Here is a 25,054-nt window from a genome sequence, read left to right on the forward strand (position 1 = left end):
TTTCACAAATTCGGTAAAGCGCGTTCCAGAGCCTTGGGGAGGGTTGGCGAGTCCTTGGCGGGGGAAGTTGGCAGGCGGCGACCTTGAGACCGCCGCTGCCGAAAAAACACGGGAAGAAGCATCAGGTTTCGCTGGCAACACCGGTCTTGCGGCGGGGAATGCCCAGGCGCTGGCGACGCTCCCACAGGCATTTACGGCTAACGCCAAGCTTGCGGGCGAGCTCGGTTTCAGTCATGTGGTCCTGATGTTCAAGAACGAAATGCTGGAAGTAGTCCTCCAGGGATAAATCTTCGGTCGGCTCGTGGGCGGTGGAACTGGACCCCGCCTGCTGGGGTGCAAGGCCGATGAATTCATTGACATTCAGATCGCTCAGCTCGATATCGATACCCAAGAGGTCGGCCGTGATATCAGGACTCTCACACAGAATGACGGCCCGCTCGACTGCGTTCTCCAGTTCGCGCACGTTACCCGGCCAAGAGTAATGACGAATGGCCTGCTCGGCGTCCGGGGCAAATCGCAGATCGCTGCGTCCCGCCTTGGCACTTTGGCGGGCCAGAAATGCACTGGCGATTTCATTGACGTCGGTGCCGCGTTCGCGCAAGGCCGGCAGCTTCAGGGCAATGACGTGCAGACGGTAGTAGAGGTCTTCACGGAATTGGCCGACCTTGGCCAGGCTCTTGAGGTCGCGGTGGGTCGCTGCAATCAGGCGCACGTCGACCTTTTGCGACTGCACCGAACCGACCCGGCGAATTTCGCCTTCCTGCAGCACGCGCAACAGGCGAGCCTGTGCCTCAAGCGGCAGTTCGCCGATCTCGTCGAGAAACAGGGTGCCGCCATCGGCGGCCTCGACCAAACCCGCACGTCCGGCGCTGGCGCCTGTGAACGCGCCTTTCTCGTGGCCAAACAACTCAGACTCGATCAGCGTTTCAGGGATCGCCGCGCAGTTGACGGAAATCATCGGCGCTTTTGCTCGGCGTGACAGGTTGTGCAGGGCACGGGCCACCAGCTCTTTACCTGTGCCGGACTCGCCCTGGATCAGCACGTTGGAGTCGGTCGGTGCGACCTTGCGAATCTTGCTGTAAAGATCCTGCATGGGTGGGCACGAACCAATGATCCCGATTTCACCATTGCTGTTGTCGGGTGCCGCTTTGTCGGAGGCAGAAGCCTTGCCAGCGCTGGCGGCGCGTTCGGCCTGAATGCTCTGCACTGTCTGCCGATCACGCAGGATGCGCGAAACTGCCTGCAGCATCTCGTCATGATCGAACGGTTTGGCGATGTAATCGACCGCACCCATCTTCATCGAGTCCACGGCCGAGCGCAGGCTGGCGTAGCTGGTCATGATCAGCACGGGCTTGCCTTGACCCAGCTTGATCAGCTCGGTACCGGGCGCACCGGGCAGGCGCAAATCGCTCACGATCAGGTCGAACGAGGGGATGCTGAAACGTTCCTGAGCTTCCTGCACGGACCCGGCTTCGCTGACCTGGTACTGATTACGTTCCAGCAGACGACGCAAGGCAGAGCGGATGATGGTTTCATCTTCGACGATCAAAATGTGCGGCATTGATTCGATACTCTCGACGGTCTCAGTTCACGGCGGACGTCGCTTCGACATGTCGCGGTAATGTCACCCGAATACGGGTTCCGCGTTGCTGCTCGGGGTCAGCCGGGCTGTCGATGGTGATTTGTCCATAATGCTCTTCAACGATGGAATAGACCAGTGCGAGCCCAAGGCCCGTTCCTTCCCCTGGATCCTTGGTGGTGAAGAACGGTTCGAACAAGCGGTCCATGATTGCTTTTGGAATTCCGGTGCCTTCGTCTTCAACGATCAGATCGACCGTGTGTTCGGACGCTTCGCTCCTGACCCGTACCGCGCTGCCCGCAGGCGAGGCGTCCCGAGCATTGGAGAGCAAGTTTATCAGCACCTGTGCCAGCCGCTGCGGATCGCCGTCGACCCAATGGTCAGGATTGCACAGGTTATAGAATTGCACTTCGAAATTGCGCCGGTTCAGGGCCAGCAGGCCAATGGCATCCTGAGCGACCTCGGCCAGACAGACAGCTTCATCGGCGTGTTGATGACCGCCAGCGTGAGCGAAGCTCATCAGCGACTGCACGATGCGCGAGACGCGTTTGGTCTGCTCGATGATCTGGCTGCTGATTTCGGTCAGTTCGCCGTCCTCTTCACGTTCCTCGCGAAGGTTCTGCGCCAGGCAAGCGATGCCGGTAATCGGGTTACCGATTTCATGCGCTACACCCGCCGCAAGGCGACCAATGCTGGCAAGGCGTTCGGAATGGACAAGCTTGTCTTCAAGCATCTGGGTGTCGGTCAGGTCTTCGACCAGAATCACCAGACCGCTGTTACCCGGAGCAAGAGGTTCGTCGATGGCGGCTTTGTGCAGGTTCAGCCAGCGGGTCTGGCCGTCCAGGCCCAGGCGTTGTTTGTGCAAGTGTTCGTCCGGCACATTGATGAAGCCGAGCAGCAACTGTCGCCATGGATCGGCGATAGTTTCCAGACGCGACCCCACCACTCGCTGGGCGCCGATGCCGGTCAACTCTTCCATGGCCTTGTTCCACATCAGGATCTCTTGATCCTTGGCCAGTGAGCACACGCCCATGGGCAGTTCCTGAAGGGTCTGGCGATGATAGCGGCGCAGGGCATCGAGCTCGGCGGCCAGACCTGTCAGGCGTGAGTGATAATCCTCAAGTCGGCTTTCGATGAAGTGAATGTCTTCAGTGACGTAGTTTTCGCTGCCGGATTTATACGGCAGGAAGGTTTCGACCATGTCCTGAGCGACGCTTGGGCCCATCAACCCGGAGAGGTTGGCCTCGATCCGGTCCCGCAGGCGGCGCAGGGCATAGGGGCGACGCTCATCGAACGGCAGGTAAAGGTCGCGCAGCGCCTGCTCGACTTCCTTTTGCGCAGCTTTGGCCCCAAGCGGTTTGGCCAGCTGCGTGGCGAACTCCTGAGGGGAAACGGCGTGCAGTTCGCGACGCTGCGGACGACGCACATTGTCCACGGCGCAAGCCTCCGCGGCGCTGGCCTCTTCCGGGCTGGGATTGCTGAACAGTGAAATCAGGGTGAAGACCAGCACGTTCACAGCCAGCGAAGCAATCGCCGCCATGTGCCAGCTGGTGTCGTCCAGCACGTAGATCATGTTCAGCAGCGGGATGTAGAAGCCCTGAAAGTTGCCGATCAGTGGGAGCAGCATGCTGAGCATCCACACCACGATCCCGGCGATCAACCCCGCCATGAAACCCCGGCGATTAGCGGCAGGCCAATACAGCACCGACAGCACCCCGGGCAGGAACTGCAAGGTCGCGACGAAGGCGACGATGCCGAGGTTGGCGAGGTTCTGTTTGGCGCCCAGCAGCAGGTAGAAGCCGTAGCCCGCCATGATAATGGCCACGATCAGGCCACGGCGTGTCCACTTCAGCCAGCGGTAGATATTGCCTTCGGCGGGCGGTTGATAGAGCGGCAGGACCAGATGGTTGAGCGCCATGCCCGAAAGCGCCAGCGTGGTGACAATGATCAGGCCGCTGGCAGCCGACAAGCCGCCAATGTAACCCAGCAGCGCCAGCGACTTGTTGTGCGCTGCGATGCCGATGCCGAGGGTGAAATATTCGGGGCTGGTGGTGGCGCCCAGTTTCAATCCGGCCCACAACACCAGCGGCACCGCCAGGCTCATCAGCAGCAGGAACAATGGCAGCCCCCAACTGGCACTGACCAGCGAGCGCGGGTTGAGGTTTTCGGTGAAGGTCATGTGATACATGTGCGGCATCACGATGGCCGACGCGAAAAACACCAGCAGTAAGGTACGCCACGGGCCTTCCTGCAACGGGGTGTGCAAGGCGGCCAGCGCACTCTGGTTTTGTAACAGCCATTGCTCTAGGCTCTGCGGGCCATCGAAGACGCCGTACAGCGCATAGATACCGATGCCGCCGATGGCAATCAGCTTGATCAACGACTCGAAGGCGATGGCGAACACCAGCCCCTCGTGTTTTTCTCGGGTGGCGAGGTGGCGCGAACCGAAGAAGAGGGTGAACAGAATAATCAGGATGCAGAAGGCCAGCGCGACATAGTCGCGCACCGGTTCGCGGGTGAGGATACTGATCGAGTCTGCGACGGCCTGAATTTGCAGGGCCAGCAGCGGCAGAACACCGATCAGCATGAAGATTGTCGTCAGCGCCCCGGCCCAGGTGCTGCGAAAGCGGAAAGCGAACAAATCAGCCAGCGATGAAAGCTGATAGGTGCGGGTGATTTTCAGAATCGGATAAAGCAGCACCGGGGCCAGGAGGAATGCCCCGGACACCCCCAGGTAACTGGAAAGAAAACCGTAGCCGTATTCGTAAGCCAGGCCTACGGTGCCATAGAACGCCCAGGCGCTGGCATAGACGCCCAGCGACAGCGTGTAGGTCAAGGGGTGGCGAATGATCCAGCGCGGGACCAGCCCACGTTCGCTGATCCAGGCAACGCCGAACAGCACCAGCAAGTAGGCGGCGCTGACCAGAATCATCTGGGTCAGGCTAAAGCTCATCGGCATCTCGTTGGCTCTGCAATATGAATGTCACCACGATCAGGATCAGCCACAGCATGTAAGGCCGATACCAGGCGCCTGTCGCGTCGATCCACCAGTCCATGATGGCCGGTGAGAAGAGATAGATGCCCACCACCAATAGCAGGACCAATCGATAAATATACATTTGGCCTCCCGGGTTGAGTGCGACAGGACGTGAGCCGAAGGAGCGGCATGGTAACGGATGGTTCTCAGGCTGCAAGCGACGTTTCTGCCACCCTTGTGCTGCGATTTTCGGCAACCGCTCTGGCTCAGTCTATTCGAGCTTCTTCCAGGGCAGTGACCCGTGGAATCAAATCTGCGCTCCAGTGAGTGATTCCCCAGTGGAGCACCTCGCGCGGGGTGCCGAATGACAGCTCGGCCGGAGGCGATTGACCCAGCGCGCGCAACGCTCGAATCAATAACGGCGTGGCTTCGCCGGCGGCGAGGGGCGGAGAACGATAGGATTTGCCCAGCTTGTGGCCGTCGGGTTGAGTGATCAATGGAACGTGCAAATAACGAGGCTGGGGCAGGCCTAGCAACGCCTGCAGGTACAGCTGGCGTGGCGTGGAGTCCAGCAGGTCGGCGCCGCGCACGATGTCGGTAACGCCTTGCCAGCCATCGTCGAGCACCACTGCCAGTTGATAGGCGTACAAGCCGTCGCGGCGGCGAATCACGAAGTCGCCGACGTCGCGGCCCAGATGCTGGCCAAATTCGCCCTGCACTCTATCTTCGAAGCGGTATTCCAGTTCGGGCACCCGAATCCGGATCGCCGCATTTTCCGGCCAGTGCCCGGCGTTACGGCACAAACCCGGATAGAGGCCCTGAAAATTTTCCAGTTGCTTGCGCGAACAGGTACAGGCATAGGCCAGCCCGTGGCTGAACCAGCGATTGAGGATGTCTTGATAGGCACCGTGCCGGTCGCTTTGCTTGACCAGTTCGCCATCCCACTCGAAACCATAAGTTTCAAGCGTGTTGAGAATGGCTGTCTGGGCGCCGGGCTCTTCGCGTGGTGGGTCCAGGTCTTCCATGCGCATCAGCCACTGGCCACCGGCTGCACGCGCGTCGAGATAAGACGCCAGCGCCGCGACCAGCGAGCCGAAGTGCAGGTAACCGCTGGGAGTTGGCGCAAAGCGCCCTATATAAGAGGGGGATTTCATGGGGCTGATGGTACTGGAAATCGAATGTACGAAAAACCGGACGCTATGCTGGTTCGTGCAGGACACCATTGTGAGCGCTGTAGCGCCACGGCTCGCCGTCGGTAGCGGTTTTCAGGTCTTACCGCCGGCAGCCTGGCTGCGACGAGATTGATGCGAGATCGGTAAGGCGCACCAACGACAAAAGACGCCGAAGCGTCTTTTGTCGTGCTCGAAAACAGGATCATTTACCGACCTGTTTTTCCTTTATCTCAGCCAGATTCTTGCAGTCAACGCACATGTCAGCCGTTGGACGGGCTTCAAGGCGCTTGACGCCGATCTCGATGCCGCAGGATTCGCACCAGCCATATTCTTCGTCGGTGATCAGCTGCAGCGTCTTGTCGATCTTCTTGATCAGCTTGCGCTCACGGTCACGGGCGCGCAATTCCAGAGCGAACTCTTCTTCCTGACTGGCACGGTCAGCAGGATCAGGGAAGTTGGCCGCTTCGTCTTTCATGTGATCGACCGTGCGGTCGACTTCCTGCATCAAGTCCTGTTTCCATTTAGTCAGGATCTTGGTGAAGTGTTTGCGCATGGGCTCGCCCATGTACTCCTCGCCCTTCGTCGGAACGTAGGGTTCGAAACCGCTAATCGTTTGATTGCTTTTTTGCTTTTCTTCGGTGGGCATGAACGGACCGCCTCTCACTCTTCTAAGCCATTGCGCAGGGTAAAGATCCATCGCCGACGCCTGCCGGCCCTGCGGCTGCAAGCGGGCGAACTTACCAGATCGAATCAGGGCGCGCTACTCCCGGTTGTCGAGCTTGGCCCGGTAGCGCGTCTGCGGACTATGACCGCAGCAAAAGCGCGCGGTTTTATATTATTTTGCATTGCCATCATTCTAGCCCCTCTTGCGACATCATCTGTGTTTGCGGCTCACCGAAAGCTGCCTTCGAATGCATCGATAAAACCTGTGGCACCGAAGGCGGTTGGGTAGAATCGGCTTCTGTTCCGACACAAGCGACTAAAGGAAGCCCCATGCCTCAGCCCTATAGTGCGCGCAGCCGCGCCATCGAACCCTTTCATGTCATGGCGCTGCTGGCCCGCGCCAATGAATTGCAGGCGGCAGGGCATGACGTCATCCATCTGGAGATTGGCGAGCCCGACTTCGACACTGCCGAACCAATCATCAAGGCAGGTCAGGCGGCGTTGGCTGCGGGCAAAACCCGTTACACCGCAGCCCGCGGTTTGCCTGAGCTGCGTCAGGCCATTTCGGGTTTCTATCAGCAGCGTTACGGCCTCGGCATCGACCCGGAACGGATTCTGATCACTCCAGGTGGCTCCGGGGCGTTGCTGTTGGCCACCAGTCTGCTGGTCGATCCGGGCAAACATTGGCTGCTGGCGGATCCGGGCTACCCCTGCAACCGGCATTTTCTGCGCCTGGTAGAAGGCGCGGCGCAGTTGGTGCCGGTCGGACCGCAGGTGCGGTACCAATTGACCCCGGAGCTGATTGCACAGCACTGGAATCAGGACAGCGTAGGCGCGTTGGTCGCCTCGCCGGCCAACCCCACGGGCACCTTGCTGCATCGCGACGAGCTGGCTGCGTTGTCCGCATCGCTAAAGGCTCGTGAAGGTCATCTGGTGGTGGATGAGATTTACCACGGCCTGACCTACGGCACCGACGCCGCCAGCGTGCTGGAGGTGGATAACGACGCCTTTGTCCTCAACAGTTTTTCCAAGTACTTCGGCATGACCGGCTGGCGTCTCGGCTGGTTGGTGGCGCCTGAAGCGGCTGTCAGGGATCTGGAAAAGCTCGCGCAGAACCTGTACATCAGCGCGCCCAGCATGGCGCAAACTGCGGCGCTGGCCTGCTTCGCGCCGCAAACGATCGAGATTCTCGAACAGCGTCGCGCCGAGTTCGGCAAGCGCCGGGACTTCCTGCTCCCGGCCCTGCGCGAACTGGGGTTCAACATTGCCGTTGAACCCGAGGGCGCTTTCTATCTTTATGCAGACGTCAGTGCGTTCGGTGGCGATGCCTTCGCGTTCTGCCGGCATTTTCTGGAAACCGAGCACGTTGCGTTTACGCCGGGGCTGGATTTCGGGCGTTATCAGGCCGGTCACCACGTACGTTTCGCCTACACCCAAAATCTCCAGCGTCTGCAGGAAGCGGTTGAACGGATAAAACGCGGACTGCGGAGCTGGCAAGGCTGATGCGATTCTCCCCCGAACTTGAAGAAGGTCGCCTGCTGCAACGCTACAAACGCTTTTTGGCCGATATCGAAACGCCCAGTGGCGAACGACTGACCATCCACTGCCCCAATACGGGCTCGATGTTCAATTGCATGATGCCCGGTGGGCGTATCTGGTTCAGCCGCTCCAACGACCCCAAACGCAAGTTGCCCGGCACTTGGGAGATCAGCGAGACCCCACAAGGGCGCTTCGCCTGTGTCAACACGGCGCGTGCCAACAGGCTAGTCGAGGAAGCACTGCTGGCGGGCGTGATCACTGAGTTGAACGGCTTTACTTCGCTCAAGCGGGAAGTGGCATACGGCCAGGAGAACAGCCGCGTCGATTTCCGTCTGGATTACCCGGACGGTCCGTTATTTCTCGAAGTGAAGAGCGTGACGCTGGGCTTTGATGACAGCGATGTTGCGGCTTTTCCCGATGCGGTCACTCAGCGTGGGGCCAGGCATTTGCGTGAGTTGGCCACGCTGGCGCGAGAGGGTGTGCGTGCGGTTTTGCTGTATTGCGTCAACCTGACCGGAGTCGAAGCGGTCAGGCCAGCCGAAGAAATCGACGCCGCTTATGCGGCCGCGCTCAGAGAAGCGGTGGCGGCTGGCGTGGAAGTGCTGGCGTATGGCGTGCAACTGACGCCTGAAGAAGTGCGAGTTGACCGTCGGCTTGAGGTTCACCTGACCCAGACACCTGACTAGCCGCGCGCGCTCAGTCCTGTTCCGGCAGTTTGACCCATATTCCTTGGGCGTTTTCGCCGCACTCGATGGCGTTCAGGGATTTGCCCTCACACGGCCCGGCGATGCATTCCCCGCTTTCTATCAGAAACAGTGCGCCGTGGGTGGCGCACTGGATCAGGCTGGCGCTGGCATCGAGAAACTGGTCGGGTTGCCAGTGCAGGGGTACGGCGCGATGGGGGCAGCGATTGTGATAGGCGTACACCTGCCCGGCGCGTCTCACGGCCAGCAGTTGCAAGCCGGCCATCTCGAAACCACGGCTTTGTCCTTCAGCGAGTGCGTTTTTGTCACACAAGTAAATCAGCACGGATCTCCTTCTCGCTTGACGTGTAAATGCAAGTCATTATCAAATTGCCCGGCTGTCACGAGCGGCCTAGTCTGACAGACTTGCAAATGAAGCGTCGATCCGGCCGGTCCCTGCCCTAAGTGACTCGGCAGACGCGCTTCTTCTATATAAAAGGACTCTTTGCTCATGCGCTTCGTTGCCAAGCTGATCGCCATCCTGACCGGGATTCTATTGACCCAGCTGGCATTGGCTGACACGCAGCCGCCTGCCCGCTGGATCAGTGCAGGTGGCGCATTAACCGAATGGGTTGTTGCGTTGGGCGGCGAGTCCCGGCTGGTGGGTATCGACACCACCAGCCAGCATCCGGAATCAATAAAAGCCCTGCCGAGCATTGGCTATCAGCGCCAGTTATCGTCCGAAGGCATCCTGAGCTTGCGTCCGAGTATTCTGGTGGGCACTGAAGAAATGGGGCCGCCGCCGGTGCTAGAGCAATTGCGTGCTGCGGGGGTAAAAGTCGACGTGCTGTCTGCTGCAGCTGATGTAAGTGCGCTACAGGGCAATCTGCAAACGCTCGGCGTCCTGCTGGGCAAGGAAGCTCAAGCCCGTGAGTTGGCCGAGCAGTACGCCAAACGGTTGGCCGACCAGCACCACTGGGTGGTGCAGGCGCAACAGCGTCAAGCTGCGCCGGGTGTATTGCTGCTGGTCAGCCACGCCGGTGCGGCGCCGATGGTGGCAGGAACCGGCACGGTGGGTGACTGGCTGATCAAGCAGGCAGGTGGGCGTAACCTGGCGACTCACGCCGGTTACAAGGTGTTCTCGGCTGAAGCGATGGCCGGACTGGATCCCGAAGTATTGGTATTTACCGATCGCGCGCAGAGCGGTGCACCTTCGCGAGAAGCGCTGTTCAGGAAAAATCCGCTGCTGGCAGCGACGCGGGCGGCCCAGGACAAACGTTTAGTCGAGGTCGATCCGACTCTGCTGGCCGGCGGTCTGGGGCCGCGTCTGCCTGACGCCATCAAAACCCTGAGTGAAGCCTTCTATCCGACCGAAACCCCGTTCGGTGCCAAGGCTATATCCGGCCAATGAGGACCCATCTTCCGCCCAGAGCGCTGTTCATCGTATTGAGTATTGCCTGCCTGCTCGCTGTGTGGCTGTCGCTGGCGTTGGGGCCGGTCAGCCTGCCGCTGGCGGATTTGCTGCGCGCAGGGCTGCGCTTGATGGGCTGGCCCGTTGCTGGCGAAGACTTGCAGCAGGCCGAGCTGATTCTCGGGCAGATTCGCGTTCCTCGAACCTTGCTCGGGCTTGCAGTGGGCGCCGTGCTGGCATTGTCGGGCGTGGGGATGCAGGGGCTGTTTCGTAATCCTCTGGCCGACCCCGGCCTGGTGGGTGTGTCCAGCGGGGCGGCGTTGGGTGCAGCCGTGGCAATTGTCGCTGGCGCATCCCTGGGCGGCGCTATGCCCGAATTCCTGGCACCCTATCTGCTGTCGATCTGCGCCTTCACGGGCGGGCTGATGGTGACCGCTATCGTCTATCGATTGGGCCGCCGGGATGGCCAGACCAGCGTCGGCATCATGCTTCTGGCCGGCGTTGCAATGACCGCTCTGGCCGGTTCGATCATTGGTCTGTTCACTTATCTGGCTGACGATGCTTCGCTGCGCACCCTGACCTTCTGGAACCTGGGGACCCTCAATGGCGCAAGCTACGCACGATTGTGGCCGCTGCTGCTGGTGTGCGCGCTGGTGATCCTGTGGCTGCCGCGCCGGGCCAAGGCGCTGAATGCGCTGCTGCTGGGGGAGTCGGAAGCCCGGCATCTGGGTGTTGAGGTCGAGCGGCTCAAGCGCGAGTTGATTTTGTGCATTGCGCTGGGCGTGGGCGCGGCAGTCGCGGCGGCAGGCCTGATCGGTTTCGTCGGGCTGGTGGTGCCGCACCTGGTGCGCTTGATCGCTGGCCCTGACCATCGCGTAGTTTTGCCCGCTTCAGCGCTGGCGGGTGCGAGTCTGCTGCTGTTCGCCGATGTATTCGCCCGCCTGGTGCTGGCCCCGGCCGAGCTGCCAATCGGAATCGTGACGGTGTTCATCGGAGCGCCATTCTTTCTGTTTCTGCTGGTTCGAGGCCGGGCTTGATGATCAAAGCGGAAAAGATCAGCGTTCATCGCGACGGCAAGTGCGTGCTGGCCGATATCGACCTGACGCTCAAGCCTGGCGAAATCCTGGGGGTGCTGGGCCCTAACGGTGCTGGCAAGAGCACATTGTTGAGTGCGTTGTGCGCAGAGCTGAAACCGACATCGGGCCAGCTCTGGCTGGATGATCAACCATTGACTCACTGGACAGGCCAGCAACGGGCCCGGCGTTTGGCGGTATTGCCTCAGAGCTCGACGCTGAGCTTCGCCTTCGAGGTTCATGAAGTCGTAGCCATGGGCCGCTTGCCTCATGACAGCGGACAGCAGCGTGACGCCGAGATCGTAAAGGCGGCGCTCGAGGCTGCCGATGCACTGCATCTGTATGACCGCAGTTACCTTGCGCTGTCAGGCGGTGAGCGTCAGCGAGTGCATCTGGCTCGGGTATTGGCGCAATTGTGGCCGGGGGAAGGCGGGCTGACGCTCATGCTCGACGAGCCGACGTCCATGCTCGATCCCCTGCATCAGCACACCATCCTGCAGGCGGTGCGCGCGTTTGCCAATCGAGGAGGAGCGGTGATGGTGATTCTGCACGATCTCAACCTTGCGGCACGCTATTGCGACCGCGTGTTATTGCTGGAGTCAGGCCGGACCTTTGCATTGGGCACGCCGCAGGAAGTCCTGGTACCGGAGACGCTCAGAAGCGTGTTCGGCCTTGAGGTGCTGGTGCAGCCACACCCGGAGCGAGGACACCCGCTGATCATTGCCCGCTGAGCAGAATCGACAGGATGGATAGCGCCTGTTTCCATCGTCTGTGAGGCGGCCCGATTCGGCGCCAGGCCAAATCACAGGCAAAAAAAGACCCGGCAAGAGCCGGGTCAAAAACCGTGATTAGCCTGATGAGGAGATAATCTGAGAGTCCGAACCAAGGAGCCTTTCAGTTTACCAGCCAGTCTCGCGACCGGATGTGATAATCATAGTGATTCTCATTTGTATGTCAACAGGCAATCTAAAACTTTTCCCCGAGAGGGCTAAAAGGGGCAGTCCGGCTACTTCTCCGGGCTGGCCAATTGTTGATTCAGTAACGCCTTCTCAGTGGCGGAGAGGCTGAGCCAATCCTTGTCCCTGAGTGCGCCCTCGATGGCATAGAGCAGGGTCCTCGAGGTGCGGAAACCTCGGGTTCTAATGGCTTGATAAGCGTGGATGGCGCCGAGTCGGCGAAGGTCTGCGGCATTGTGAATTCCCGCCGCATGCAGCCATTGGGTCGTTGTTTTGCCCAGATTTTTCATCTGTAACAATTCGTCTTCCATGTTGCCTCCTGCAGGTGTAACTCCGTATTTTTTAACCTCCTGGACTTGTAAAAACTGCAGATGCAAGCCATGGAATGAGTGTAGATGCCCGTTGGCACTCTCTCGATTTATGAGCAAAAAAAACGGCTTTAACCGCCGGACGGTAGTATTCGAAGGAAATTCAAGCGTTGCAGATCTGGAATGTCAGCGCATGCAGGACGAGGGAGACTGCACACTCGTGCAGGGCGAGAGACGCTTCTGGATTAGCGAGTGCGGTAGCGCAGACGAGTACCGAAATTGACCGACATGAGAATCTCGTCGGCGCTCAGTTCGGCGGGAAAGTATGCTCCGGAGATTTGCGCGTGAGCGATGCTTGCACCTTCTAGCGTGGCGGTTCGCAAATCGACGCCGCGCAGATCGGCGGAGCGGAAGTAGGCATCGGTGAAGTCGATGTCTTCGGCATTAAGATCACGTAGATCCAGACCGCGGAAATCACCTCCCGCCAGATCGATAGGGCCTGTGCTGGGCCGCTGAAGGTTGAAAGCATTTATGTCGTCTGCTCGCAGCAAGGCAAAAAGCGGCGAGTCGAGCTGTTTGGGCTGAGTCATCTGGCGCCTCCTTGTTGGAATTCTGACGCCAGTGTAATGCCACCACCATCGAATAGCGAAGAACCGCCTCCACGATTCGATGACTGGTGATCAGCTTTCTTTACAGGCCCGGCAGGTACTGACGAATGTCATCGACCAGCTTGTCCAGGTCGCTGCTGATGTTGGTTTCAACGTGGCGGCTGCGCAGTGTTTCGTCTGCGGTCAGTACCTCACGTTTTGCCAGTTGAGCCTCGATGACTTCCATGGTGGCATCAGAAGGATCGTCATTCTGGGCCTGCCGTTGCGCCAGCCAGCCTTGGATGACCGCCTTTGGCGCTGCGCAGTCGAGGATCAGGAATGGTGCGCCGGAGGCTTCGGCCACTTGCGCTGTTGCATGACGCTGCTCCAGCTTCAGGTAGGTGGCATCGATTATCACCGGGAAGCCGGCATGCAGCACAATTGCCGCCAGGTCATTCAGGCGCTTGTAGGTGGCGGTACTGGTTTCTTCCGAATAAAGATCCCGGCTGTCACCGAACTGCCGCTTGCGCTCGACGTCCGAACGCAGGCGGATCGCGCCGAGCGCCTCGACCAGACGCATGGCGACATGGCTTTTGCCCACGGCAGAAACACCGTGAGTGATAGCGAGGAAGTTCGACGGTATCGCGCTGTAGCTTTCTGCCAGGTTGGCGTAGTTGCGGTATTGACGCAGGGTCGCGGCGCGCTGCACATGATCGGCGTCCGCCGACAGGCTGAACAGCGCGACCTTTGCCCGCACCAGGGCGCGATAGGCCTTGTAGAAGTTCAGCAATTGCAGACCCGCATAATCGCCGGTGTGTTCCAGATACTGGCTGATCAGGCGACGCGACAGGCTCTTGAGCCCGCGATCTTCCAGGTCCATTGCCAGGAAGCCGATGTCGGCGTAAACGTCAGTCATGCGGAACGGTTCGTTGAACTCGATGCAGTCGAAAATCACCACCTTGCCGTCAATCAGGGTGATGTTGCCCAAATGGATATCGCCATGGCATTCGCGAATGAAACCGTCGGCCTTGCGCCGACCCATCAAAGGCTTGAGACGCTGGTAGCTGGCATTGGCCCACGCCTCCAGGGCATGCAGTTGGGTCAGGTCTGCTTTTTCGCTCAGGAATGGCAGAATCTGTTCGAAGTTCTGCGTGACCGGCGCCATCGCGCTTTCCGGCGAGCCTAGCGGGTTATCTGCAGGCACACGGGGCGTCTGTTGATGGAATTCGGCAATCTGCCGCGCCATCTCGTCGATGTGCGAAGTGGTCAGCTCGCCTTTGACCTGCAAGGTGCTGAGCAGACCTTCCTGTGGAAATTGACGGATTTTCAACGCGTATTCGATCGCGTCCCCGGTGCCACCCAGTTGTGGAGCCTCAGCGCTTCCGGTGATGGGTAACACTTCCAGATACAAATTTTCGGTCAGGCGCTGATTGAGCTTCAGCTCCTGCTGGCAGAAATGCTCGCGAGCGGTCAGCGTCGTGAAGTCGAGAAAACCGAAGTTCATCGGTTTCTTGATCTTGTATACGTAGGGGCCGGTGAGCAGCACCCAGGAAATATGCGTCTCGATGACCTGAAATTGCTCCACCGGATGGGGGAACAGGGCAGGATTTTGCAGCGCTGCTATCAGTGTCTGGCTCACGGACGGTCCTTGAAGGTGATAAGTCGATAGTGATGTGACTAAAGGTGGCCATTATGGCCGCTCGGCGCATTGCTGCAAACCGCTGCGAGGGTGGTCTGCCGACGGCCCTGAAAGTGCGTATAATCCGCCGCCATGACTCGATCCCGCACTTCGAAAAAATCCTCCAAACCCACCAACAACCGCCTTCGCAGCCTGTTGGGCTGGGCCCTGAAACTCAGCCTCGTCGGCCTGGTGATTCTGGCCTGCTTCGCCGTTTACCTGGACTCCATCGTCCAGGAAAAATTCTCCGGCAAGCGCTGGACCATCCCTGCCAAGGTTTACGCGCGTCCGCTTGAATTGTTCGTTGGCCAGAAGTTGTCTCGCGACGACTTCCTGCTCGAACTCGATGCCTTGGGCTATCGCCGTGAAAGCGTTGCCAACGGTCCGGGCGCGGCAGCCGTGAACGGTAACAGTGTCGATCTCAATACCCGCGGTTTTCAATTTTACGAAGGCGCCGATCCTGCTCAGCAGATTCACGTGCGTTTTTCCGGCGATTACGTCGCCGACCTGACGGCTGCCAATGGCGCAAAACTGGCGGTGGCACGCCTCGAACCCTTGATGATTGGCGGTCTTTATCCGAAAAACCTGGAAGACCGCATTCTGATCAAGCTTGATCAGGCGCCTCCTTATCTGCTCGATACGCTTGTAACGGTCGAAGACCGTGACTTCTATCATCACCTCGGGGTATCGCCCAAATCCATCGCACGCGCTTTCTGGGTCAACGCTTCGGCGGGCCAGATGCGCCAGGGCGGTTCTACCCTGACGCAGCAACTGGTCAAGAACTTCTATCTCACCAATGAGCGCAGCATTACTCGAAAATTGACCGAGGCCATGATGGCCATCCTGCTGGAGATTCACTACAGCAAACAGGAGATTCTTGAGGCGTACCTGAACGAGGTATTCGTCGGGCAGGACGGTCAGCGCGCAGTGCACGGTTTCGGTCTTGCCAGCCAGTACTTCTTTAGCCAACCCTTGTCGGAGCTCAAACTCCATCAGGTCGCGTTGCTGGTTGGTCTGGTCAAAGGGCCTTCCTATTACAACCCGCGGCGCAACCCGGACCGTGCGCTGGAACGACGCAACCTGGTGCTCGACCTGCTTGAGCAGCAAGGTGTCGCCTCGGCCGACGCCGTCGCGGCGGCGAAGAAAATGCCACTGGGCGTGACCAAAACCGGGTCGCTGGCAGACAGCTCGTTTCCAGACTTCCTGGATCTGGTCAAACGTCAGTTGCGTCAGGATTACCGCGACGAAGACTTGACCGAAGAGGGGCTGCGCATTTTCACCAGTTTCGACCCGATTCTGCAGATGAAGTCCGAGGCAGCCGTTCGCGAGAGCTTCGCCCGGATTTCTGGCCGTAAAGGTGCGGACGAAATGGAAACGGCCATGGTGGTGACCAACCCGGAGACCGGTGAGGTGCAGGCGCTTATCGGCAGCCGTCAGGCAGGCTTCGCAGGCTTCAACCGCGCGCTGGATGCCATTCGGCCAATCGGTTCTTTGGTCAAGCCGGCGATTTATCTGACGGCGCTGGAGCGTCCGCAGCAATACACCTTGACCACTTGGGTGCCGGATGAGCCGTTCCAGGTCAAAGGCGCGGACGGTCAGATCTGGAAACCGCAGAACTTCGATCATAAAGCACACGGCAACATCTTCCTGTACCAGGGGCTGGCGCATTCCTACAACCTGTCCAGCGCCAAGTTGGGCCTGGATCTGGGCGTGCCGAATGTCTTCAAGACGCTGACCAAGCTGGGCGTTACTCGTGAGTGGCCGGCCTTTCCGTCGATGTTGCTGGGAGCCGGGGCATTGAGCCCGATCGAAGTGGCAACGATGTACCAGACGATTGCCAGTGGCGGTTTCAATACGCCGTTGCGCGGTATTCGCAGTGTGCTGACCGCCGAGGGTGAGCCGCTCAAGCGTTACCCGTTCCAGATTCAGCAGCGCTTCGATCCGGGTTCCATCTATTTGCTGCAAAACGCCATGCAGCGCGTCATGCGTGAAGGTACGGGCAGGTCGGTATACAACGTGCTGCCAAGCACGCTGAATCTGGCCGGCAAGTCGGGCACGACCAACGATTCCCGTGACAGCTGGTTTGCAGGCTTCAGCCAGGATCTGCTGGCGATTGTCTGGATGGGGCGCGACGATAACGGCAAGACGCCTTTCACCGGCGCCACCGGCGCGTTGCAGATCTGGACCAGCTTCATGAAAAAAGCAGATCCATTGCCGCTGGACATGGCCATGCCTGATAACGTGGTTCAGGCATGGGTCAATGCGTCTACCGGACAGGGCACTGATGCGAGCTGCCCGGGCGCCGTGCAGATGCCGTATATTCGCGGCAGTGAGCCACAACCCGGGCCGACGTGTGGCGGACCTGCAGCGCCTGCCGACTCGGTGATGGATTGGGTCAAAGGCTGGTTGAATTAAGCGAAGAGGATGTGAAGTGAACAAGTGGTGGATTCCGGCTTTAACGGCTCTGGCTTTGCTTAACGGTTGTGCGACCCAGACGCGCAGCGCGATTCCGGTGGTGGACGCCGGTTCGCGTATTTCCAATGGCGAGCATGTCTCGGCTAGCCGCAACGGCGCCGCGCGCGCTCCGGTGCAGGCTGCGTCACAGGCCCAGTCTCGGGCGATCCAGGAAGACTCCGGTGTCACGGTGATGATCCCGGGGGGGGCAAACGCCAGCGCTGCGCCGATTTCGACCTTCGTTCCGCCGACTGCGGCGCCGATCAGCACGACACCGGTTAGCCAGACGCCGGCTAACAACGCATACGCGCCACCGGCAGCAACCAGTAACACTTACAACATGCCAGCCTCCGCCCCGACCGGTATTCCGTCGGCGTCTGCTGGCGGCCTGTCTGCTGATGAGCAACTCGATGGTCCGGTCCTCGCGCTGCTGACCACCGCCCAGCAACAGCAGAGCAGTGGTGATCTCAATGGCGCATCCTCGAGCCTGGAACGCGCTCAGCGTGTCGCTCCCCGCGAACCTCAGGTTCTCTATAAGCTGGCGCAGGTGCGTCTGGCTCAGGGTGACGCTCCACAGGCCGAGCAACTGGCGCGTCGCGGTCTGACCTATGCCAATGGCCGCGCCAGTCTGCAAGCCAGCTTGTGGGGGTTGATTGCGCAGGCCCGTGAGAAGCAGGGCGATGCCGCAGGCGCGGCGCTGGCACGGCAGAAGGCCAATGGATAAGCGTTTCCCGGCCATCGCTGATCACTTACTGCTGATCGAGCGCGAGTTGCGTGTTCTGGACTGGTGGACAGACATGCCGCCCAGCGACGAGGCTCTGGCGAGCCGCGAGCCGTTTTGCGTCGATACGCTGGATTTCGATCAATGGCTGCAATGGATATTTCTGCCCCGAATGAAAACCATCCTGGAGCAGGACCTGGCGCTGCCCAATGCGTCGGGGATCCTTGAAATGGCGCAGATGGTATATGCCAATCGTGCCCGTGAGACGCGCCATCTGCAGGAGCTGCTGGCGCAGTTTGACCGCCTGATCACTGAGTCAAACTGACCTTTAGTTGCAGGTATCGTCGAGGGATTTCTTGACCTGGGCGATACGTGCCTGACGCTCTGGCTCAGTAAAACGCCTGAACTCCCCGTTCACCTCCTGACGCACGCGAGGGTTGTTCTGCAATTGCGCAAGGTTGGTGCGTTGGGTTGCGCAGTAGTCCTTGCGCTTTGCTTCCTGGGCCGCTACCTGCCTCCTCACTTTGGCGTCGACATCCAGTTGTTCTTGCGCCGACTCCGGTCGTGAATGTGCCGAAGGCGGCGGGGCGACTGGCTTTTGCGTATCCAGCTCCTGCGCGGGCTGTCCGGCTGGCGGCTGCGCGTCGAAATGGGTAACGCCCTGTGCATCGACCCATTTATAGATCTGTGCGGCTTGAGCCGTCGCAGAGCCTGATGCCAGCGTCAGGGTGGCGGCGAGAATCATCCAGCGCATATGGCTTCCTTCACGTCGTGTGTTGTTCGGGTGAAACCTATCACAGGCGTGCTTGAACGACCTCATTGGGTGCTTTTTCGTGGCCGGTGGGTAGAAGAAAGCGCATCGATGACTTGACTTGCGGGGGGCGAATCAGAACAATCCAAAGCTCGCTGTAGAGGGACTGCCAGAAGCAGACCGTCTCGGTAGATCATGAGGCGCACATCCGCGCCGACCTGTTACACCCGCAACGCGTTACCTCGCGCTGGGTGGGATGACCCCGAAACACTTAGGGGAGCTCCCAATACTTGCTCAGTCAGTGCTGACGTAGTCGGCGACCACCGTCGCTCATGCTCTGCTGGCAGTAAACCTATCAAGACCCGTCTTCTCGTTAGTGTGGACGGTATTCTGGCGTTTTAGAGGTGAACAACGTGGAGCTTTTATCTGGCGCTGAAATGGTCGTCCGCTTTTTGCGCGACGAAGGCGTAGAGCATATCTATGGGTACCCCGGCGGTGCCCTCCTGCATATTTATGACGCGCTGTTCAAAGAACCGGCTGTGAGCCACATCCTCGTTCGTCACGAACAGGCTGCCACTCATATGGCTGACGGTTATGCCCGCGCCACCGGCAAGGCGGGTGTGGTGCTGGTGACTTCCGGTCCAGGTGCTACCAATGCCATCACCGGTATCGCAACTGCCTATATGGACTCCATTCCGATGGTCGTTCTGTCGGGCCAGGTCGCGAGCACTATGGTCGGTACCGACGCGTTTCAAGAGACCGACATGATCGGGATCTCCCGGCCAATCGTGAAGCACAGTTTCATGATCAAGCATCCGTCGGAAATCCCGGAAGTGTTGAAGAAAGCCTTCTACCTGGCGCAGTCCGGTCGTCCAGGCCCGGTTGTGGTCGACATCCCGAAAGACATGACCAACCCGGCGGAGAAGTTTGAGTACGTCTTCCCGAAGAAAGCCAAGCTGCGTTCCTACAGTCCGGCTGTCCGTGGTCACTCCGGGCAGATCCGCAAGGCTGTGGAGATGTTCGTGGCAGGCAAACGCCCGGTCATTTACGCCGGTGGTGGCGTGGTCATGGGCAACGGTTCCGCGTCACTGACCGAACTGGCTCAGCTGTTGAACGCGCCGGTCACCAATACCCTGATGGGCCTTGGCGCCTATCCGGGTACTGATCGTCAATTCGTCGGTATGCTCGGCATGCACGGCAGCTATACCGCCAATTTGGCGATGCACCATGCCGACGTGATTCTGGCTGTGGGCGCGCGCTTCGATGACCGCGTCATCAATGGCCCGTCGCGTTTCTGCCCGGGCGCCAAGATCATCCATATCGATATCGACCCCGCTTCGATCTCCAAGACCATCAAGGCCGACGTGCCGATTGTAGGTCCTGTGGAGAGCGTGCTGACCGAAATGGTTGCCACCCTCAAGGAAATCGGCGAGACCCCCGACAAGGACTCGGTTGCGACCTGGTGGAAGCAGATCGAGGAGTGGCGCGCGGGCGGTGACCTGTTCCCGTACAACCGTGGCGACGGTAGCGTCATCAAGCCGCAGACCGTGATCGAGACCCTGTGCGAAGTCACCAAAGGGGATGCCTACGTTTCGTCCGACGTCGGTCAGCACCAGATGTTCGCGGCGCAGTACTACCGCTTCAACAAGCCTAATCGGTGGATCAACTCCGGCGGCCTGGGCACCATGGGTTTTGGCCTTCCCGCCGCGATGGGTGTTGCGCTGAGCTTCCCGGATGCGCAGGTTGCCTGCGTGACCGGTGAGGGCAGCATCCAGATGAACATTCAGGAATTGTCGACCTGCCTGCAATACAACCTGCCGGTGAAGATCATCCTGCTCAACAACGGTGTGCTGGGCATGGTCCGTCAGTGGCAGGACATGAGCTACAGCGGCCGTCACTCGCACTCCTACATGGAGTCGCTGCCTGACTTCGTGAAGCTGGTTGAGGCCTATGGTCACGTCGGTATGAAGATCACCGATCTGAAAGACTTGAAGCCGAAGATGGAAGAAGCGTTCGCTATGAAGGATCGCCTGGTGTTCCTCGATATCCAGGTCGACGTCAGCGAGCATGTCTATCCGATGCAGATCAGAGACGGCTCGATGCGCGATATGTGGCTGAGCAAGACGGAGCGGACTTAATCATGCGGCATATCATTTCGCTATTGCTGGAAAACGAACCGGGTGCGTTGTCTCGCGTTGTTGGCCTTTTTTCGCAGCGCAACTACAACATCGAAAGCCTGACTGTGGCGCCGACCGAAGACCCGACCCTGTCGCGTCTGACGCTGACCACTGTCGGTCATGATGAGGTGATCGAGCAGATCACCAAGAACCTCAATAAGCTGGTCGAAGTGGTCAAGCTGGTCGATCTGTCGGAAAGCGCCCACATCGAGCGCGAGCTGATGCTGATCAAGGTCAAGGCCACTGGCGCCCAGCGCGCCGAGATCAAGCGCACCACGGACATCTTCCGCGGCCAGATCGTTGATGTGACCAGCAGTGTCTACACCGTGCAGTTGACAGGGACAAGCGACAAACTGGACAGCTTCATCCAGGCAATTGGCACTACCGCCATCCTTGAAACCGTACGCAGCGGCGTTACGGGCATTGCCCGCGGCGACAAAGTGCTGAGCATCTAACCTACTTATATTTAGCGAATGGCCCAGAAGGCCAAGATAACAGGGGAATTTCATGAAAGTTTATTACGACAAAGACTGCGACCTTTCGATCATCCAGGGCAAGAAAGTAGCCATCATCGGTTACGGCTCCCAAGGCCACGCCCAAGCGTGCAACCTGAAAGACTCCGGCGTTGATGTCACCGTTGGCCTGCGTAAAGGTTCGGCGACTGTCGCCAAGGCCGAGGCCCACGGCCTGAAAGTGACCGACGTTGCTTCCGCCGTTGCCGCTGCCGACCTGGTCATGATCCTGACCCCGGACGAATTCCAGGCGCAGCTGTATAAGAACGAAATCGAGCCGAACATCAAGCAAGGCGCTACTCTGGCCTTCTCCCACGGCTTCGCGATCCACTACAACCAGGTCGTGCCTCGCGCGGACCTGGACGTGATCATGATCGCGCCAAAAGCGCCAGGCCACACCGTACGTACCGAATTCGTCAAGGGCGGCGGTATCCCTGACCTGATCGCCATCTACCAGGACGCCTCAGGCAACGCCAAGAACGTTGCTCTGTCCTACGCTTCTGGCGTTGGCGGCGGTCGTACCGGCATCATCGAAACCACGTTCAAGGACGAAACCGAAACCGACCTGTTCGGCGAGCAAGCCGTACTGTGCGGGGGTACCGTCGAACTGGTCAAGGCCGGTTTCGATACCCTGGTTGAAGCGGGCTACGCGCCGGAAATGGCCTACTTCGAGTGCCTGCACGAACTGAAGCTGATCGTTGACCTCATGTACGAAGGCGGTATCGCCAACATGAACTACTCGATCTCCAACAACGCCGAATACGGCGAATACGTGACCGGCCCTGAGGTTATCAACGCCGAATCCCGTCAGGCCATGCGCAACGCGCTCAAGCGCATTCAGGACGGCGAGTACGCGAAGATGTTCATCGCTGAAGGTGCCAGCAACTATCCGTCAATGACTGCCAAGCGTCGTAACAACAAGGCTCACGGCATTGAAATCATCGGTGAGCAACTGCGTTCGATGATGCCTTGGATCGCGAAGAACAAAATCGTCGACCAAGCCAAGAACTAAGCTTCTGAAGCGGGTTCCGGTTTATGAAAAAGCGCGGCCTTCGGGTCGCGTTTTTTTGTTCTGGGGGCTCATCTGGTATAAAGCTGCATCGCTTGCTGGCGCGATGTCGCCGCGAGCACTTGTCGAAAATTCATAGCTGCAAGGTATTGTCCATGAGCGAACGTCCCGAAGAGCCGAGCAAGGCTTCTGACGCCGAAAGCCTGCTACCGATCGATGAACATATAGAAGACGGCCATGATGCTGAAGGGCGCCAGGTCAGGCATCGCGGCATCTATCTGCTACCCAACCTGTTCACCACCGCGAATCTGTTTGCCGGTTTCTACGCCATCATCAGCGCGATGAGTGCTCAGAGCGCCATGAGTGCTGGTGATCAGGCGGGAGCGAGCAAGTACTTCGCTTTCGCGGCCATCGCTATTTTCGTGGCCATGGTTCTCGATGGTCTGGATGGACGCGTTGCGCGCATGACCAATACGCAGAGCGCGTTTGGTGCTGAGTACGATTCCCTGTCGGACATGGTGGCCTTCGGTGTGGCTCCCGCGCTGCTGGCGTTCGGTTGGGCGCTGGGTGACATGGGCAAGGTGGGCTGGATGGTCGCCTTCATCTATGTGGCAGGCGCAGCGCTGCGTCTGGCACGTTTCAACACTCAGGTGGGCAAGGCTGACAAACGTTACTTCATCGGTCTGGCAAGTCCGGCAGCGGCGGGTGTCGTAGCCGGAACCGTGTGGGCGTTCAGCGATTACGGCATCCAGGGTTCCAGGCTGTCGTTTCTGGTAGCACTTCTGGTAGCGGCTGCGGGAATGCTGATGGTCAGCAATATCAAGTACAACAGCTTCAAGGAGCTGGACCTGAAGGGGCGTGTGCCTTTCGTTGCCATTCTGGCAGTCGTGCTGGTGTTCGCTGTGGTGTTTAGCGATCCGCCGCGCATCCTGTTGCTGATTTTCCTTGGCTACGCCGCGTCGGGTCCTGTGCAGTATCTGTTGCGACTTCGTCGTCACAAATAGTCCCAGAGATTCATTTCCCCCCATACTCCACAGTCTATAAGGTGCATCCATCTGCCGACTGTGGAGTGACCATGCTCATCAAGATCCCAGCCGCATCCGCCTGTAATGAGTCGGATGTCACGCCTGAAGCCATTTATCTCTCACGCCGATCCCTTTTGGGCGCGTCTATGGCAGGAGTCGCGCTAAGTGCTCTGCCCAACTGGGCGCGAGCCGCCGATCCTTCGCACTACGACGGGGTCGAGGCTGGGAATGCGCCGGCCTGGTTCAAAGAAAAGCTTCCTTCAGCCGAGTGGGGGGCAGTGACCGTCGAGGGTGAAGCCATAACGCCTTTCAAGGACGCTACCCACTACAACAACTTCTACGAGTTCGGCACTGATAAGGGCGATCCGGCGCAAAATGCCGGCTCGCTGAAAACCGAGCCATGGACCGTGGTCATCGATGGTGAGGTGGGCAAGCCCGGTCGCTATGCACTCGAAGACTTCATGAAGCCCTACCGGCTTGAAGAGCGGATCTACCGTTTGCGTTGTGTCGAGGCGTGGTCGATGGTAATCCCGTGGATGGGCTTCCCGATTTCCGAACTGCTCAGGCAAGTCGAGCCGACGGCAAACGCCAAATACATCCGATTCGAAACGCTGCAGGATCCAAAGACGATGCCAGGGCAACGCTCTGGTTTTGCGCTGATCGATTGGCCATATGTTGAAGGCCTGCGGCTGGATGAGGCGATGAATCCTTTGGCGATCCTGGCAGTAGGCATGTACGGCCGCGAGTTACCTAGCCAGAACGGCGCGCCTTTGCGGCTGGTTGTCCCTTGGAAGTACGGGTTCAAGAGTGTGAAGTCGATTGTGCGCATCAGTCTGGTCAGTGAGCAGCCAAAGACGACATGGCAAAGCATCGCGGCTAATGAATATGGCTTCTATGCCAACGTAAACCCTACGGTTGATCACCCGCGCTGGACTCAGGCCCGGGAGCGTCGTCTGCCAAGCGGATTGTTCAGCCCCAATATCCGGTCAACGGAAATGTTCAACGGGTACGGGGAGCAGGTCGCTTCTCTCTATTCGGGTATGGATCTGCGGAAGAACTATTGATGCGTTATCTGCTTTGGCGTCTGGCCGTCTTCAGCGCGGTATGCGTTCCCCCGGTCATCTGGTTGTATCAGGCGTGGGTGCTCGATCTGGGGCCTGATCCCGGGAAAGTTCTGGTCGACCGGTTTGGGCTGGGCACGCTTGTGCTGTTGTTGATCACTTTGACGCTGACCCCGCTGCAGCGGATCAGCGGTTGGACAGGGTGGCTGCGCGTTCGGCGTCAGCTTGGTCTGTGGTGCTTTACCTATGCGCTGCTGCACATGCTGGGGTATGGCTTCTTTATTCTCGGGTTCGACTGGGCTCAGTTGGGGGTCGAGTTGGTCAAGCGTCCTTATATCATCGTCGGCAGCTTCGCGTTCTGCTGTCTATTGACATTGGCGGTTACCTCCAATCGTTATAGCCAGCGTCGATTGGGTGCCGGATGGAAGAAGCTGCATCGCCTGAGCTATCTCATTCTGGGGCTTGGTTTACTGCATATGCTGTGGATCGTCAGGGCCGACCTTAAAGAATGGGCTGTCTATGCAGCGATGGGCGCTTTTCTGTTGATCCTGAGAATCCCTGTGCTTGCGAGACGAATCCCGCGTCGGATGGGTAAAAGAGCATCGGCTGTAACAAAAGCTTAAATAAGTGCTTGACGCCCCTCTGGATGTGTCTATAATTCGCCCCACTTCCGGCGCAGACGAAACGGAAAACTCCTTGATAATCAAAGAGTTGGACG

At 59.1% G+C, this 25,054-nt stretch carries 24 protein-coding genes; 14 read left to right on the forward strand and 10 right to left on the reverse strand.

The annotated features are described in order from the left end of the window. Positions 1-121: 121 nt before the first annotated feature. The 5 genes from EC915_RS18645 to dksA form a co-directional block, all read right to left on the reverse strand. Complete coding sequence (locus EC915_RS18645) at positions 122-1,561, reverse strand: sigma-54 dependent transcriptional regulator (RefSeq protein WP_133751991.1); 1,440 nt, start codon at positions 1,559-1,561, stop codon at positions 122-124. A 22-nt stretch (positions 1,562-1,583) separates the two neighbouring features. Then, entirely contained in the window at positions 1,584-4,538 is a 2,955-nt protein-coding gene (locus tag EC915_RS18650; protein ID WP_133751992.1) for a sensor histidine kinase, read from the reverse strand. After that, complete coding sequence (locus EC915_RS18655) at positions 4,522-4,698, reverse strand: hypothetical protein (protein ID WP_002552060.1); 177 nt, start codon at positions 4,696-4,698, stop codon at positions 4,522-4,524. The genes EC915_RS18650 and EC915_RS18655 overlap by 17 nt, the downstream gene beginning before the upstream one ends. A 124-nt stretch (positions 4,699-4,822) precedes the next feature. Further along, positions 4,823-5,710: a tRNA glutamyl-Q(34) synthetase GluQRS gene (gluQRS, locus tag EC915_RS18660; RefSeq protein WP_133751993.1), complete on the reverse strand. Its 888-nt coding sequence runs from the start codon at positions 5,708-5,710 to the stop codon at positions 4,823-4,825. Positions 5,711-5,930: 220 nt separating this feature from the next. Next, on the reverse strand, positions 5,931-6,374 hold the full coding sequence (gene dksA / locus EC915_RS18665; RefSeq protein ID WP_133751994.1) for an RNA polymerase-binding protein DksA: 444 nt from the start codon (positions 6,372-6,374) through the stop codon (positions 5,931-5,933). Positions 6,375-6,721: 347 nt separating this feature from the next. Between dksA and EC915_RS18670 the strand changes: the two genes are divergently transcribed. Continuing rightward, positions 6,722-7,894: a pyridoxal phosphate-dependent aminotransferase gene (locus EC915_RS18670; RefSeq protein WP_133751995.1), complete on the forward strand. Its 1,173-nt coding sequence runs from the start codon at positions 6,722-6,724 to the stop codon at positions 7,892-7,894. After that, a complete protein-coding gene (sfsA, locus tag EC915_RS18675; protein WP_133751996.1) occupies positions 7,894-8,616 on the forward strand; it encodes a DNA/RNA nuclease SfsA in 723 nt (240 codons plus the stop codon). Before EC915_RS18670 ends, sfsA begins: the two co-directional genes overlap by 1 nt. Before the next feature lie 10 nt (positions 8,617-8,626). Here the strand turns inward: sfsA and EC915_RS18680 are convergent, their stop codons facing one another. Then, on the reverse strand, positions 8,627-8,956 hold the full coding sequence (locus tag EC915_RS18680; RefSeq protein ID WP_133752022.1) for a Rieske (2Fe-2S) protein: 330 nt from the start codon (positions 8,954-8,956) through the stop codon (positions 8,627-8,629). Between the two features lie 168 nt (positions 8,957-9,124). Between EC915_RS18680 and EC915_RS18685 the strand changes: the two genes are divergently transcribed. The 3 genes from EC915_RS18685 to EC915_RS18695 are packed head-to-tail and all read left to right on the forward strand — an operon-like array spanning position 9,125 to position 11,828. Further along, complete coding sequence (locus tag EC915_RS18685) at positions 9,125-10,024, forward strand: hemin ABC transporter substrate-binding protein (RefSeq protein ID WP_133751997.1); 900 nt, start codon at positions 9,125-9,127, stop codon at positions 10,022-10,024. A gap of 50 nt (positions 10,025-10,074) precedes the next feature. Next, positions 10,075-11,061, forward strand: a complete 987-nt coding sequence (locus EC915_RS18690; protein ID WP_166651030.1) for an iron ABC transporter permease — start codon at positions 10,075-10,077, stop codon at positions 11,059-11,061. Further along, complete coding sequence (locus EC915_RS18695; RefSeq protein ID WP_133751999.1) at positions 11,061-11,828, forward strand: heme ABC transporter ATP-binding protein; 768 nt, start codon at positions 11,061-11,063, stop codon at positions 11,826-11,828. The genes EC915_RS18690 and EC915_RS18695 overlap by 1 nt, the downstream gene beginning before the upstream one ends. A 275-nt stretch (positions 11,829-12,103) precedes the next feature. On the opposite strand, the gene EC915_RS18700 is transcribed toward EC915_RS18695, so the two are convergent. The 3 genes from EC915_RS18700 to EC915_RS18710 all read right to left on the reverse strand — a co-directional run bounded on the left by EC915_RS18700 (position 12,104) and on the right by EC915_RS18710 (position 14,587). Next, on the reverse strand, positions 12,104-12,364 hold the full coding sequence (locus tag EC915_RS18700) for a TfoX/Sxy family protein (protein ID WP_133752000.1): 261 nt from the start codon (positions 12,362-12,364) through the stop codon (positions 12,104-12,106). A 242-nt stretch (positions 12,365-12,606) separates the two neighbouring features. Beyond that, on the reverse strand, positions 12,607-12,951 hold the full coding sequence (locus EC915_RS18705) for a pentapeptide repeat-containing protein (protein ID WP_133752001.1): 345 nt from the start codon (positions 12,949-12,951) through the stop codon (positions 12,607-12,609). A gap of 100 nt (positions 12,952-13,051) precedes the next feature. After that, on the reverse strand, positions 13,052-14,587 hold the full coding sequence (locus EC915_RS18710; RefSeq protein ID WP_133752002.1) for a bifunctional aminoglycoside phosphotransferase/ATP-binding protein: 1,536 nt from the start codon (positions 14,585-14,587) through the stop codon (positions 13,052-13,054). Between the two features lie 132 nt (positions 14,588-14,719). Between EC915_RS18710 and mrcB the strand changes: the two genes are divergently transcribed. The 3 genes from mrcB to EC915_RS18725 are packed head-to-tail and all read left to right on the forward strand — an operon-like array spanning position 14,720 to position 18,126. Then, entirely contained in the window at positions 14,720-17,041 is a 2,322-nt protein-coding gene (mrcB, locus tag EC915_RS18715) for a penicillin-binding protein 1B (RefSeq protein WP_133752003.1), read from the forward strand. A 16-nt stretch (positions 17,042-17,057) separates the two neighbouring features. Continuing rightward, on the forward strand, positions 17,058-17,804 hold the full coding sequence (locus tag EC915_RS18720; protein ID WP_133752004.1) for a M48 family metallopeptidase: 747 nt from the start codon (positions 17,058-17,060) through the stop codon (positions 17,802-17,804). Continuing rightward, on the forward strand, positions 17,797-18,126 hold the full coding sequence (locus tag EC915_RS18725) for a YqcC family protein (protein ID WP_133752005.1): 330 nt from the start codon (positions 17,797-17,799) through the stop codon (positions 18,124-18,126). Before EC915_RS18720 ends, EC915_RS18725 begins: the two co-directional genes overlap by 8 nt. Before the next feature lie 3 nt (positions 18,127-18,129). Here the strand turns inward: EC915_RS18725 and EC915_RS18730 are convergent, their stop codons facing one another. After that, positions 18,130-18,555, reverse strand: a complete 426-nt coding sequence (locus tag EC915_RS18730) for a DUF4124 domain-containing protein (RefSeq protein ID WP_133752006.1) — start codon at positions 18,553-18,555, stop codon at positions 18,130-18,132. Between the two features lie 410 nt (positions 18,556-18,965). Between EC915_RS18730 and EC915_RS18735 the strand changes: the two genes are divergently transcribed. The 6 genes from EC915_RS18735 to msrQ all read left to right on the forward strand — a co-directional run bounded on the left by EC915_RS18735 (position 18,966) and on the right by msrQ (position 24,959). Further along, the gene (locus EC915_RS18735) at positions 18,966-20,690 is read left to right on the forward strand and encodes an acetolactate synthase 3 large subunit (protein WP_133752007.1); all 1,725 of its coding nucleotides are present in this window, start codon (positions 18,966-18,968) and stop codon (positions 20,688-20,690) included. Between the two features lie 2 nt (positions 20,691-20,692). Further along, positions 20,693-21,184, forward strand: coding sequence for an acetolactate synthase small subunit (gene ilvN, locus EC915_RS18740; protein ID WP_133752008.1), 492 nt, complete (start codon positions 20,693-20,695; stop codon positions 21,182-21,184). A 52-nt stretch (positions 21,185-21,236) separates the two neighbouring features. Then, positions 21,237-22,253 carry a ketol-acid reductoisomerase gene (gene ilvC / locus EC915_RS18745; protein ID WP_133752009.1) on the forward strand — a complete coding sequence of 339 codons (1,017 nt, stop codon included), beginning with the start codon at positions 21,237-21,239 and terminating at the stop codon, positions 22,251-22,253. 152 nt (positions 22,254-22,405) lie between these two features. Beyond that, a complete protein-coding gene (pssA, locus tag EC915_RS18750; protein ID WP_133752010.1) occupies positions 22,406-23,254 on the forward strand; it encodes a CDP-diacylglycerol--serine O-phosphatidyltransferase in 849 nt (282 codons plus the stop codon). Positions 23,255-23,325: 71 nt separating this feature from the next. Further along, complete coding sequence (gene msrP, locus EC915_RS18755) at positions 23,326-24,339, forward strand: protein-methionine-sulfoxide reductase catalytic subunit MsrP (protein ID WP_133752011.1); 1,014 nt, start codon at positions 23,326-23,328, stop codon at positions 24,337-24,339. Continuing rightward, positions 24,339-24,959 (forward strand): protein-methionine-sulfoxide reductase heme-binding subunit MsrQ, encoded by a 621-nt coding sequence (gene msrQ, locus EC915_RS18760; RefSeq protein WP_133752012.1) that lies wholly within the window; start codon positions 24,339-24,341, stop codon positions 24,957-24,959. Before msrP ends, msrQ begins: the two co-directional genes overlap by 1 nt. Positions 24,960-25,054: the final 95 nt, after the last annotated feature.

Source organism: Pseudomonas sp. LP_7_YM (assembly GCF_004364435.1).
In the GTDB taxonomy this organism is placed as follows: Bacteria; Pseudomonadota; Gammaproteobacteria; order Pseudomonadales; family Pseudomonadaceae; genus Aquipseudomonas.